14 protein-coding genes and 1 other RNA gene are annotated in these 12395 nt (G+C 61.6%); 6 read left to right on the forward strand and 9 right to left on the reverse strand.

The genetic code is table 11. The features are described 5' to 3' along the window. The first annotated feature begins 33 nt into the window (after positions 1-33). Positions 34-615 (forward strand): Holliday junction branch migration protein RuvA, encoded by a 582-nt coding sequence (ruvA, locus tag AC3D25_RS13440; protein ID WP_488888868.1) that lies wholly within the window; start codon positions 34-36, stop codon positions 613-615. A gap of 720 nt (positions 616-1335) precedes the next feature. Beyond that, on the forward strand, positions 1336-2394 hold the full coding sequence (gene ruvB / locus AC3D25_RS13445) for a Holliday junction branch migration DNA helicase RuvB (protein ID WP_488888869.1): 1059 nt from the start codon (positions 1336-1338) through the stop codon (positions 2392-2394). Between the two features lie 9 nt (positions 2395-2403). Here ruvB and AC3D25_RS13450 read toward each other — a convergent pair whose 3' ends face one another. Genes AC3D25_RS13450 through tyrS form a run of 3 tightly spaced genes read right to left on the reverse strand, consistent with a single transcriptional unit; the run spans position 2404 to position 4765 of the window. Continuing rightward, positions 2404-3063, reverse strand: a complete 660-nt coding sequence (locus tag AC3D25_RS13450; protein ID WP_488888870.1) for a histidine phosphatase family protein — start codon at positions 3061-3063, stop codon at positions 2404-2406. Next, complete coding sequence (gene dtd, locus AC3D25_RS13455; RefSeq protein WP_488888871.1) at positions 3060-3518, reverse strand: D-aminoacyl-tRNA deacylase; 459 nt, start codon at positions 3516-3518, stop codon at positions 3060-3062. The genes AC3D25_RS13450 and dtd overlap by 4 nt, the downstream gene beginning before the upstream one ends. Beyond that, positions 3518-4765: a tyrosine--tRNA ligase gene (gene tyrS / locus AC3D25_RS13460; RefSeq protein ID WP_488888872.1), complete on the reverse strand. Its 1248-nt coding sequence runs from the start codon at positions 4763-4765 to the stop codon at positions 3518-3520. Before tyrS ends, dtd begins: the two co-directional genes overlap by 1 nt. Before the next feature lie 332 nt (positions 4766-5097). Between tyrS and AC3D25_RS13465 the strand changes: the two genes are divergently transcribed. After that, a complete protein-coding gene (locus tag AC3D25_RS13465) occupies positions 5098-6228 on the forward strand; it encodes an anhydro-N-acetylmuramic acid kinase (RefSeq protein WP_488889691.1) in 1131 nt (376 codons plus the stop codon). Between the two features lie 75 nt (positions 6229-6303). Here AC3D25_RS13465 and erpA read toward each other — a convergent pair whose 3' ends face one another. From erpA to rplM, 3 genes are all read right to left on the reverse strand, one after another. Then, on the reverse strand, positions 6304-6669 hold the full coding sequence (gene erpA, locus AC3D25_RS13470) for an iron-sulfur cluster insertion protein ErpA (RefSeq protein ID WP_488888873.1): 366 nt from the start codon (positions 6667-6669) through the stop codon (positions 6304-6306). A gap of 195 nt (positions 6670-6864) precedes the next feature. After that, positions 6865-7257 carry a 30S ribosomal protein S9 gene (rpsI, locus tag AC3D25_RS13475; RefSeq protein ID WP_087655906.1) on the reverse strand — a complete coding sequence of 131 codons (393 nt, stop codon included), beginning with the start codon at positions 7255-7257 and terminating at the stop codon, positions 6865-6867. Between the two features lie 11 nt (positions 7258-7268). Beyond that, the gene (gene rplM, locus AC3D25_RS13480) at positions 7269-7697 is read right to left on the reverse strand and encodes a 50S ribosomal protein L13 (protein ID WP_062632786.1); all 429 of its coding nucleotides are present in this window, start codon (positions 7695-7697) and stop codon (positions 7269-7271) included. A 637-nt stretch (positions 7698-8334) separates the two neighbouring features. On the opposite strand from rplM, the gene AC3D25_RS13485 reads away from it, so the two are divergent. Then, positions 8335-8757 (forward strand): OsmC family protein, encoded by a 423-nt coding sequence (locus AC3D25_RS13485; RefSeq protein WP_488888874.1) that lies wholly within the window; start codon positions 8335-8337, stop codon positions 8755-8757. A 108-nt stretch (positions 8758-8865) separates the two neighbouring features. On the opposite strand, the gene rnpB is transcribed toward AC3D25_RS13485, so the two are convergent. From rnpB to pyrC, 3 genes are all read right to left on the reverse strand, one after another. Then, positions 8866-9277, reverse strand: an RNA gene (gene rnpB / locus AC3D25_RS13490) — RNase P RNA component class A. A gap of 49 nt (positions 9278-9326) precedes the next feature. Beyond that, a complete protein-coding gene (locus AC3D25_RS13495) occupies positions 9327-10211 on the reverse strand; it encodes a DUF3025 domain-containing protein (protein ID WP_488888875.1) in 885 nt (294 codons plus the stop codon). Then, positions 10156-11238 (reverse strand): dihydroorotase, encoded by a 1083-nt coding sequence (gene pyrC / locus AC3D25_RS13500; RefSeq protein WP_488888876.1) that lies wholly within the window; start codon positions 11236-11238, stop codon positions 10156-10158. Before pyrC ends, AC3D25_RS13495 begins: the two co-directional genes overlap by 56 nt. Before the next feature lie 3 nt (positions 11239-11241). Here pyrC and AC3D25_RS13505 point away from each other — a divergent pair, with 3 nt between their 5' ends. Next, on the forward strand, positions 11242-11454 hold the full coding sequence (locus tag AC3D25_RS13505) for a hypothetical protein (protein ID WP_488888877.1): 213 nt from the start codon (positions 11242-11244) through the stop codon (positions 11452-11454). A gap of 38 nt (positions 11455-11492) precedes the next feature. Then, on the forward strand, positions 11493-12386 hold the full coding sequence (locus AC3D25_RS13510) for a class II glutamine amidotransferase (protein ID WP_488888878.1): 894 nt from the start codon (positions 11493-11495) through the stop codon (positions 12384-12386). Positions 12387-12395: the final 9 nt, after the last annotated feature.

The following is a 12395-nucleotide window of genomic DNA, read 5'->3' on the forward strand; positions in this document are numbered from 1 at the left end:
GGTCCTCGATTAACTTTATAAAAAGCACACACCATGATCGGTCGTATCGCCGGCGTTCTGCTGGAAAAAAATCCGCCTCATTTGCTCGTCGATTGCGGCGGCGTCGGCTATGAAATTTCCGTACCGATGAGCACGTTCTACAACTTGCCGCAGAACGGCGAGAAGGTCGTGCTGCTGACGCAATTGATCGTGCGTGAAGATGCGCATCTGCTGTATGGCTTCGGCACGCAGCAGGAGCGCACGACGTTTCGCGAATTGCTCAAGATCAGCGGGATCGGCGCGCGGATGGCGCTTGCGGTGCTGTCGGGGATGAGCGTGCAGGAACTCGCGCAGGCCGTCACTTTGCAGGATGCTGCGCGGTTGACGCGCACGCCGGGGATCGGCAAGAAGACCGCCGAGCGGTTGCTGCTTGAGTTGAAGGGCAAGCTCGGGGCGGACCTGGGCGTTGCCGCCGGGACGGTTTCCGCGCCGGATCACGCGAGCGATATTCTGAATGCACTGTTGGCGCTGGGGTATTCAGAGAAGGAAGCGGTCGCTGCGGTCAAGAATGTGCCCGCTGGGACGGGCGTTTCCGAGGGGATCAAGCTCGCGCTTAAGGCTCTATCTAAGGGATAGAGCTTCGGGTTTGCGGGTTGGACTTTTCGCGGTTTCTGCAAACTTGAATTGGGTTTGGTTTGCTGACGCCCCTATGCGTTTTGTTTGCGTGCGCTTCTTGAGAACTTGCTTTCGTGTAGGTCTATTAGCTCGCCCCTATGCGGGGCAGCAGTCACTTTCTTTGCTGCTGCAAAGAAAGTAACCAAAGAAAGCAGCTTATCCGCCTAAGTGTCCGCCACGAATAACGTTGCGGATAGGCGCGCAAGCTGACTCGGCCACCGCGCGTTCGTTCGGACTGGCACAGCGCCTCTTAGCTCCATCCTCGCTGCGCGCGGACGATGGGCATATCTGAAAACCGGCGGTTTGGTTCGGTTTTTTAGCTGTGCCTTCCCGACAGGCACTTCGTGCCTGTCGGGATGAATGACAGGCTCCACTCTGTTTGGTGGTGCGATGCCACGGCTGTTTTTTCGCACCACTCCCGGTTACGGTTCGTGGTGGACACTTAGACGGTCACGCTGCTTTCTTTGCTTACTTTCTTTGCAGCAGCAAAGAAAGTAAGTCCCGCCCCGGACAGGGGCAGTGCTGATAAACGTACACGAAAGCAAGTTCCCAAGAAGCGCACGCAAACAAGAGCATCGAGGCGTCAGCAAACCAAAACCCAACCAAGTTTCAAGAGACCGCCAAACCGACCCCGCCCCCCAGCGCCAGCAAAACCAAAACCCGGCGCTGTACAATCCACCAATGATCGAAACCGACAAACTCGCCGCCGAGCGCATCATCTCCGCCACGCCGGTCTCGCGGAACGAGGAAGCCTTCGAACGCGCTCTCCGTCCGCGCCAACTCGACGAATACGTCGGTCAGGAGAAAATCCGCGGTCAGCTTGAAATCTTCATCGAGGCGGCCAAGCGCCGTTCCGAGGCGCTCGACCACGTCCTGTTGTTCGGCCCGCCAGGCCTCGGCAAGACCACACTCGCGCACATCATCGCGCGCGAAATGGGCGTCAATTTGCGGCAGACGTCCGGCCCCGTGCTCGAACGCGCAGGCGATCTCGCCGCGCTTCTCACGAATCTCGAAGCGAACGACGTGCTGTTCATCGACGAAATTCACCGGCTCTCGCCGGTCGTCGAGGAAATTCTGTACCCGGCGCTGGAAGACTATCAAATCGACATCATGATCGGCGAAGGGCCGGCCGCGCGCAGCGTGAAGCTCGATCTGCAGCCGTTCACGCTCGTCGGCGCCACCACGCGCGCGGGCATGCTGACGAATCCGCTGCGCGACCGTTTCGGCATCGTGTCGAGACTGGAGTTTTATAACGCGAGCGAACTGGCGCGCATCGTGACGCGCTCGGCTGCGTTGCTGAAGGCGGAAATCGTGCCCGAAGGCGCGCTTGAAATCGCGAAACGCTCGCGTGGCACCCCGCGTATCGCGAACCGCTTGCTGCGGCGCGTGCGCGACTTCGCCGAGGTGAAAGCGGACGGCAACATCACGGCCGACGTGGCGGACGCCGCGCTGAAAATGCTCGATGTCGATCCCGTCGGCTTCGACCTGATGGACCGCAAACTGTTGGAAGCGATCCTGCATAAGTTCGACGGCGGCCCCGTCGGCGTGGACAACCTGGCGGCCGCGATCGGCGAGGAGCGCGATACGATCGAAGACGTGCTCGAACCGTATCTGATCCAGCAAGGCTTCCTGCAACGTACGCCGCGCGGACGCGTCGCCACGTTGCTCACCTACCGCCATTTCGGATTGGCCGCGCCGGACGCGGGCCCGGTCCAGGAATTGTGGGACGCTAAGAGCTAAAAAAACAGCCTACGCGGGCGCCTTGACGTCGTCGTCGCTGCTGCCCGACGCCAGATGCGCGATGTCGCCCCACGACACCACGCTCGCCGTCTCGCCGTCGAAATTCACCACGTTGACGCTCGAATTCAGCAGATGCCAGTTGCGCGGCACCGCGAGCGGCGTACCGGTCGCCATCCGATAAACGCAGTCGAGCACGCCGCCATGCGCGACGCACGCGATCCGCCCGCCCGGATGCGCCGCGACGATCGGCGCGACCGCCGCCCGCACGCGCTCGAAAAACACACGCTGCGACTCGCCGCCCGGCGGCGCGAAGTCCGGATCGCGGCTTTGCCACACGGTGTAATCGTCCGGATATTTCCGGCTGATCTCCGCGCTGTCGTAACCCTGAAACGCGCCGTACCAGCGCTCACGCAAGCCTTCGCACAATTGCAGCGGCAAACCGAGCGCATCGGCAAACGGGCGCGCCGTCTGCTGTGCGCGCTCCAGATCGCTCGAATACACCGCGTCAAGCGCCGCGCCTTCCTGCGTTTCGCGCACGAGCCGCCGCGCCAGCTGCTCGGCTTGCACGAGCCCGGTTGTGGCGAGCGGAATGTCGATATGCCCCTGAATCCGCTTGATCCGGTTCCAGTCGGTTTCGCCGTGGCGGATAAACAGCACTTGCGTCGTCATGGATTCACTTGCAACCAGAAGGTGACAGGACCGTCGTTCACGAGCGATACCTGCATGTCGGCGCCGAATTCGCCTGTTTCGACGATGGGATGTTTCGCGCGCGCCTCGGCGACGAAGTAGTCGAACAGACGACGGCCTTCGTCCGGCGGCGCGGCGGGGGTGAAGCTGGGGCGCAGGCCGCTCGATGTATCGGCGGCGAGCGTGAATTGCGAGACCAGCAACACGCCGCCCGCGCGCCCGTTGCCGTCGATGTTCTGCACCGGCAAGTTCATCTTGCCCGCAGCGTCGCTGAACACGCGATACGCGAGCATCTTCGCGAGCAGTTTCGCGGCGGCGGCCTCGTTGTCGCCGCGCTCCGCGCAGACCAGCGCGAGCAATCCGGCGTCGATCGCGCCGGTCACGCGCTCGCCCACGCGCACTTCGGCGCGCAGCACGCGCTGGATCAGCGCGATCATCAGGCCGCGAGCGTCACGCGCGCAAAGCGGCGCTTGCCGACCTGCACGACGAACTCGCCCGCATCGATCTTCAAACCCTTGTCCGACACCGTCGCGCCGTCGATCTTCACGCCGCCCTGTTCGATATTGCGCAGCGCTTCGCTCGTCGACGGCACCAGTCCGGCTTGCTTCAGCAACTGGCCGATGGCAAGCGGCGCACCGCTCAAAGTGACAGCCGGAATATCGTCCGGCACGCCGCCCTTCGCGCGATGGTTGAAATCGTCGAGCGCGCGCTCCGCATCCGCCGCCGAGTGAAACCGCGCGACGATTTCCTGCCCGAGCAGCACCTTGAAATCGCGCGGATTACGCCCGCCTTCGGCTTCCTTCTTGAACTGCGCAATCTCCTCGATACTCCGAAACGACAGCAGCTCGAAATAGCGCCACATCAGCGTGTCGGAGATGCTCATCAGCTTGCCGAACATATCCGTCGGCTTTTCGCTGATACCGATGTAGTTGTGCTTCGACTTCGACATCTTCTCGACGCCGTCCAAGCCTTCGAGCAGCGGCATCGTCAAGATGCATTGCTGTTCCTGACCGTACTGTTTCTGCAGTTCACGGCCGACCAGCAGATTGAATTTCTGGTCGGTGCCGCCGAGTTCGAGATCGGCGTTGAGCGCGACCGAGTCGTAGCCCTGCATCAGCGGGTAGAGGAATTCGTGGATCGAAATCGGTACGCCGCCCTGGAAACGCTTGGTGAAATCTTCGCGTTCCAGGATGCGCGCGACCGTGTAGCGCGACGCCAGTTTGATCATGCCTTCGGCGCCGAGCGGCGTGGACCACTCGCTGTTGTAGCGGATCTCGGTCTTTTCGCGGTCGAGCACGAGCGCGGCCTGATCGAAATACGTCTTCGCGTTCGACTCGATCTGCTCGCGCGTGAGCGGCGGACGCGTGGCGTTGCGGCCCGACGGATCGCCGATCAGCGACGTGAAATCGCCGATCAGAAAAATAACCGTGTGCCCAAGGTCCTGCAACTGACGCATTTTGTTCAGCACGACCGTGTGGCCGATGTGGATGTCCGGCGCGGTCGGATCGAGGCCGAGCTTGATCCGCAGCGGCTTGCCCGACGCGGCGCTGCGGGCGAGTTTCTGCGCGAATTCATCTTCGATCAGCAGCTCGTCGCAACCGCGCTTCGCAATGGCGAGCGCGGCGCGGACTTCATCGGTGATCGGCAGGGATTTCGGGGCGACGGCGGTGGAATCAGTGCTCATGCTTTGCGGCTTCTTGGAGTGAAATCGATTCGATGGCTGGCCGGGTGCGCGGCGCCGGAATGAGTTGGCGCGGCACGGGGGCCGAAGGGTGATTTGCGACATTTTCGACAGACGGAAAACGCGCGCAATCCCTTGTTCAGACAACGGATTTTACGCGATGCCGCCGCCGTCTGCCCCGCTTTTGCCGTCGAGTTCGCCCGTCGCGACGTGCGTGGCGCTTTCTGACGGCTTAACCATTTCCGCCGATACGCGGATAATCCCGCTTGATCGGCTTCCTTCACGGAAAAACGCAGTAGGAACAGGAGAACGACGTGGGACGAAAATCCGAAGCAATCGAACCCGGCGCGGCGGACGGCGTGTACTTCGGTTTGATGTCCGGCACGAGCATGGACGGCGTGGACGGCGTCGCCGTGCAATTCGCGGCGGGCAAGCCGCCGGTCGTGATCGGCGAGGCGCACGTGAGTTTCTCGAAGGGTCTGCGCGACGCGCTGTTCGCATTGCAGGCGCCCGGCGAGAACGAACTCGAACGCGCGGCGCTCGCGGCCCATGCGCTCGCCACGCGCTACGCCGTGTGCTGTCACGAACTGCAGAGCATGAGCAACCATTCGGCGGCGAAAGTCCGCGCGATCGGCGTCCACGGGCAGACCGTGCGCCATCGGCCTGAAAAGGGCTACACGCTGCAGATCAACAACCCGGCGCTGCTCGCGGAAATGACGAATATCGACGTCGTCGCCGATTTCCGCAGCCGCGACGTCGCCGCCGGCGGCCAAGGCGCGCCGCTCGTGCCGGCGTTTCACGCGACCGTCTTCGGCGCAAAGAACGAGACGCGCGTGGTCTGCAATTTGGGCGGGATCAGCAATATCACGATCCTGTCGGCCAACGGCTCGGTGCGCGGCTTCGATTGCGGCCCGGCGAACGCGCTGCTCGACGAATGGGCGCAGCGTCATCTGAACAAGCCCTTCGACGAAGGTGGCCACTTTGCAGCGCAAGGCGAGGTGAATCGGCCCTTGCTGCATGCGCTCCTCGACGAACCGTTTTTCGAGCAGCAGCCGCCCAAAAGCACCGGCCGCGACTTGTTCAATCCGGCGTGGCTCGACGCGAAACTCGCGGCATTCGCGACCGTTCCCGCCGCCGACGTTCAAGCGACGCTGGTCGCGTTGACCGCGGTGAGCGTGACGCGCGAGATCGAGCGGCACGCCTCCGATTGCCGCGCGGTGTACGTCTGCGGTGGCGGCGCGCGCAATCCGGTGTTGATGGACGCGATTCAGAAGGCGCTCGAACAAAGCGGCGTGTCGGGCGTGCCGGTCATGACGACCGAAGCGCTCGGCGTGCCGCCGCAGCAAGTCGAGGCGCTCGCGTTCGCGTGGCTCGCGATGCGTTGTGTCGCGCGCGAACCGGGCAACGTGGCGGCGGTGACGGGCGCGGCGGGCGAGCGCGTGCTGGGGGCGATTTATCCGCGATAGATTTTTCGGCAAACGCGCGGGCAATAAAAAACGGAGCCGCGAGGCTCCGTTTCTTTTGCTGCATCTAGCAGGCAATCACACCGAGAACGACGATCCACAACCGCATGTGGTCGAGGCGTTCGGATTCTTGATCACGAACTGCGCGCCGTTGAGATCGTCTTTATAGTCGATCTCCGCGCCGACGAGGTACTGGTAGCTCATCGAGTCCACCAACAACTGGACGCCGCTCTTGTCCATCACGGTGTCGTCTTCGTTCACGGCTTCGTCGAACGTAAAACCGTATTGAAAGCCCGAGCATCCGCCGCCTTGCACGAACACGCGCAGCTTCAATTCCGGATTGCCTTCTTCGTCGATCAACTGCTTGACCTTGTCAGCGGCTGCGTCGGTGAAGACGAACGGCAACGGCATTTCGGTCGTGGGGGTGTCGGTGACAGCGTTCATTCGAACTCTCCAAAAAAGCTTCTAACCGCTATTGTAGGGCTGATCTCAATATCGTGCTGGAAGTCCATGAAATCAATAGGCTATCTCGGCACTGTGTAAATTCCGCGAACTCGCCGCCCATGAAAAAAGCCGCCGGCGCATGACGCAGGCGGCTTTTGCAGCGGTCTCGCCAAAAGGCAAGACAACCGATACGGCTTAACGCTTCGAGAATTGTTTCCGACGACGTGCCTTGTGGAAACCAACCTTCTTACGTTCCACTTCACGTGCATCGCGAGTCACGAAGCCAGCGCTCGACAGCGTCGGCTTGAGCGTTGCGTCGTAGTCCATCAGCGCGCGGGTGATGCCGTGGCGAACCGCACCGGCTTGACCCGTTTCGCCGCCGCCCGTCACGTTGACCTTGATGTCGAACGTGGTGGCGTGGCTCGTGAGTTCGAGCGGCTGGCGCACGATCATCAGCGAGGTTTCGCGCGAGAAGTAGTCAGCGATAGGCTTGCCATTGACGATGATGTCGCCCTTGCCTGCCTTGATGAAGACGCGTGCAACGGCGCTCTTGCGGCGGCCCGTACCGTAATTCCAATTACCGATCATATGGGCTCCCCTTAGATCTCGAGCGCTTTAGGCTGTTGAGCCGTATGCGGATGCGTTGCGTCGGCGTAGACCTTCAGCTTCTTGATCATCGCGTAGCCGAGCGGACCCTTCGGCAGCATGCCCTTGACCGCCTTCTCGAGCGCGCGGCCCGGGAAGCGTTCTTGCATCTTGCCAAACGTCGTTTCGTAGATGCCGCCCGGGTAACCCGAGTGACGATAGTACTTCTTGTCCGTGGTCTTGTTACCCGTGACCTTCAGCTTGCCGGCGTTGATGATGATGATGAAATCACCAGTGTCGACGTGCGGGGTGAACTCGGGTTTGTGCTTGCCGCGAAGTCGGCGTGCCACTTCACTGGCGACACGTCCGAGAATCTTATCCGTCGCGTCAATCACGTACCATTCACGCGTAACCTCATGGGCTTTTGCGGAAAACGTCTTCATGATCGATCCAAAAAAATAACTGTGCCCTGACTTGTCCCGCTTGTATTAGTGCGCATCGAGGCGCGTGCAGGCTCTCCCTGGTTCCCCCTCGCGGGCATGGTGCGAAGAGAACTTTGAATTATAAGGGCTTTTTCGGTTCCGCGTCAAAACCTGCATGTCTTCCGGCCCGTGCTGCGACGTGCCGCCCGCTTTTCCGAAATCAGCCGACGAAAAAAAAACCCGAGCGCCTAGAGGCTCGGGTTTAATCCACCAAAGGAGGAGGTGGAGGAGACACGGTAGATTTGTCGAACTGCGACAACCAATGAAGCGAGTATAGGCAGGCACTTATTGCAAAGCAAGAATATTTGCATCGTGAAATCGAATCTCACTATGTAAAATTCAGCAATAGAGCGATGAACCCTCGAATTTCCCTTTCTATTCAGCGCATTAGCATTAATTTCAAACGTCAAAAGTTCATTCAAAGTGAGTAAAAACCCTTCCTGCAAGCGGGGAATTCGCGTGACAAGATGTTTTGAGCCGAACGTGTCTGAGTTAAATATCAACCGGGACATGCCTCTATGCGTCCCGCGCCCGCGCTCGTCGGTAACGCTACAATAACGTTTTGTAAAATAACGTTTTGAACGCGCCGGAGTCGAGCATGGAATGCAAAGTGAGCTGGATGGGACAGGACGGCATGGCGTTCGCCGCCGAAACGGGCAGCGGCCACCTCGTCACGATGGACGGCGCGCCGGAAGGCGGCGGGCGCAATCTGTCGCCGCGTCCGATGGAAATGGTGCTGCTCGGCACCGGCGGCTGCACGGCCTATGACGTCGTGATGATCCTGAAAAAGAGCCGTCAGGAAGTGTCGGGCTGCTCGGTCGCGCTCAAGGCCGATCGCGCGAGCGAAGATCCGAAAGTGTTCACAAAGATCCACTTTCACTTCACCGTGACCGGCAAGAACCTGAATCCGACGACCGTCGAACGCGCGATCAACCTCTCGCACGATAAATACTGCTCGGCGTCGATCATGCTCGCGAAGACCGCCGAACTGACGCACTCGTTCGAGATCGTGGCGGTTTGAACGCGGCGCTTCCGAGCGCGCGCAGTCCAACGACAAGCCAAAAGAAAACCAAAAGAAAAACTAAAAGAAAAAGCCGGCGTCATCACTGACGCCGGCTTTTTGCGTATTTCACAAAGCGAGGCCGATAAGCCGGATTCTGTGCACGCGCCGGTCCGAAAACCGGTGCGCGTGGCAATCATTCCTCTAGGCGCGCCATTGCTGACGCGCTCAAGCTTCCTACCCGCAAACGAGACGGGGGCCCCGTCCTGCATCCGAAGATGCGCGCCTGCCTATTTGGAATTGCTCCGGGTGGAGGTTACCGTGCCGGTCTGTCTCGCGACAGCCGCGGTGCGCTCTTACCGCACCGTTTCACCCTTACCTGATCCCGATTTGCATCGGGCCATCGGCGGTTTGCTTTCTGTTGCCCTGTTCCGCGTGTCGCCACGGATGGCCGTTAGCCATCACCCTGCCCTGTGGAGTCCGGACTTTCCTCGCCCTCGCCGGCCGAAACCGGAAAAGCCGCGATTGCCTGGCCTGCTTTGCGGACGCGAGTTTAACATGCGCGCCGGTCGGAGCCGACGCCTGGCGGCTCACGCGCGAACGACGCGGCCGGCGCGGAAAACCGTAGGGTCCTCGTAGAAAGTGGGCGATTCGTTCGCCGCCCACCATCCCGGTATGCCGAGCACGGGCAACGGGGCGAAGTCGCGGCTTGTAAGCGGGTGATCGAGGAGCCGCTGGGCGATGGCGGAATCGAGCGTGGCGCGGCGTTCTTCTTCGGAAGCGGAGAAATACGACGCCGGAACGTCCACGATCAGCGCGTGTCCCGTGCACGCTTTGTACGGCGAGACGAGCTTTTCCAACAGCGCGTGGCCGAAAATGCGCGCCTCGCAGCGATGTCCCCACGCGGCGCGGCCGTCGATAAACAGCGCTCGCCAGTCGAACTCACGCAGCGCGCCGGACAGCGCGGGATCGGCGCTCGCGAAAAACACCGCGTTTTCGTCGATCAGCGTCAGCGCGTCGCGCGTGCGCCCGCGCGTCGGCCCAATGCCCCGCGCGTCGATCTCCGCCGCCTGCCGCGCGTTCAGCGCCGCTTTCACGCGTGGATACTGGAACCACATCGCGCCGTTGAAAAAATCGTGCAGGTTATGGCGCGTCGGTACACATCCGGTCGCGGCGATATGGCCCTCGTACGACGCACCCGCTGGCAGGTCGTCCTGCGCGATGAAGGCGAGCGGCTTTCCGCGTCCGGTTAATTGAAACGCCGCGCGGGCATCGACGTTGAGGATCGAAAGGTAATCGCTGTAGCTCGCGAGCGCTGCCGCCTGCCAGCGCTCGCCACGGCGTCGGAGCGGCGCGAGCCACGGCCGCAGCCAGTCGATCGCCTCGAATTCTGAAGTCACGAAGCGTGCCGCAGCAGCGTCAAACCATCCGCCAGCCGATCGTCTCGCCACCGCGCAAAGGCACGACCTCCGCATCGCCGACCGAAAATTCCGCCGGCAAGGTCCAGGTTTCGCGATTCAACGTCACGGTGTCGGCGGCGCGCGGCAGGCCGTAGAAATCCGCGCCGTAAAAGCTCGCGAAGCCTTCCAGTTTGTCGAGCGCGCCGGCTTGATCGAAGGCTTCGGTGTACAGCTCCAGCGCGTGCAGCGCCGTGTAACAACCCGCGCAGCCGCACGCGTGCTCCTTCAGCCCCTTCGCGTGCGGCGCGCTGTCCGTGCCGAGGAAAAAGCGCGCGCTGCCCGAAGTCGCCGCCTCGACGAGCGCCACGCGATGCGTCTCGCGCTTAAGCACCGGCAAGCAGTAGTAATGCGGCCGGATCCCGCCGACAAACAGCGCATTCCGGTTGTACAGCAGATGATGCGCGGTGATCGTCGCGCCGATCGGGCCTTCGGCGTCGCGCACGTAATCGGCCGCATCTTTAGTGGTGATGTGTTCGAACACCACTTTCAGTGCCGGGAAATCGCGGCGCAACGGAATCATCACGCGGTCGATAAATGCCTTCTCGCGGTCGAACAAGTCGATCGCCGAATCGGTCACTTCACCGTGGATAAGGAGCGGCATGCCGGTTTCCTGCATCGCTTCGAGCGTCGCGGCGCACTTCGCAAGGCTCGTCACGCCCGCGTCGGAATTCGTGGTCGCGCCCGCCGGATAAAGCTTCACGCCATGCACGAAACCGCTTTCGCGGGCGCGGCGGATTTCGTCGGGCGGCGTGTTGTCGGTGAGATAGAGCGTCATCAGCGGCTCGAAGCGCGCACCCGGACCGTCCTTCGGCAACGCGGCGAGAATCCGCTCGCGATACGCGGCGGCCATCGCGGTCGTCGTCACCGGCGGGCGCAGGTTCGGCATGATGATCGCGCGGCCGAACTGGCGCGCGGTATGCGGCAGGACAGCCGCGAGCATTTCGCCATCGCGCACGTGCAGATGCCAGTCGTCGGGACGGGCGAGCGTGATGGAGTCGGATTTAACCGGAGATTCAACGGCAGCGGACGAAGGAGCGGACATGGCGTGATGACGGCGAAAGCGTTGGCGGGACGGACAAGCATAAACGGACTCAAGCGGCCGGCGCGTTCGCTGGCAATCGGCTCGGCGTCGGGTAAAAGGATCGCATACCGGCGCGCCGGACCGTGGAAATTCAACAACGGTGCGGCCGCGTCAGCGGACGATTCCATTTTTTTTGCCGATTCGCTCGGTGATATGCTTGGGAAGCCAGTATTGTAACAATTCGCTCCATCCACAAGACTGCAAGTCCCAGCAACATGTGCCAACTTCTTGGAATGAACTGCGCCGAGCCGACGGACGTGACGTTCTCGTTCACCGGCTTCGCGGCGCGCGGCGGCGTGACCGACCACCACGCCGACGGCTGGGGCATCGCCTTCTTCGAGGACAAGGCGTGCCGGCTGTTCATCGACCATCAATCGTCGGCGAGTTCCCCGCTGGCTGAAACGGTGAAGCGTTATCCGATCAAATCGAAGAACACCATCGCGCATATCCGCAAAGCCACGCAGGGTCATATCCTGCTGGAAAACTGCCATCCGTTCATGCGCGAACTGTGGGGCCGTCACTGGATTTTCGCGCATAACGGCGACTTGAAGAACTACGCGCCGGAACTGACCGGCGTGTATCAGCCGGTCGGCACGACCGACAGCGAACTTGCGTTCTGCGCCTTGCTGCAAGGCTTGCGTCGCGAATTTCCCGGCTCGCAGCCGCCGCTCGACGAACTTTTCGCCACGCTCAAACGACTCACCGCCGACATCACGCAGCACGGCGTCTTCAATTTCCTGATGTCGAACGGGCAGGCGCTGTTCTCGCACTGCTCGACGCATCTCTACTATCTCGTGCGGAGCTGGCCGTTTTCGACGGCGCATCTGATCGACGCTGACATGTCGATCGACTTCGCGAAATACACGACGCCGGAAGACCGCGTGGCCGTGATCGCCACCTCGCCGCTCACCGACGACGAAATCTGGACGCGCTTCGAACCCGGCGATCTCGCGATGTTCCAGCACGGCGCGCTGCTCAAGACGGCGAACATTCCTGTGCCCGACGAAGTCGCGCGAAAAGCCGCCGAGCCGCTTTGCAAGGTCTGCGTTGAATCGGTGCTGAAGATCGAGACGACGGCGGCGGTCGAAACGGAACTCGGGATCGAATAGACGCAAGAC

It is taken from the genome of Caballeronia sp. SL1002 (assembly GCF_057814995.1).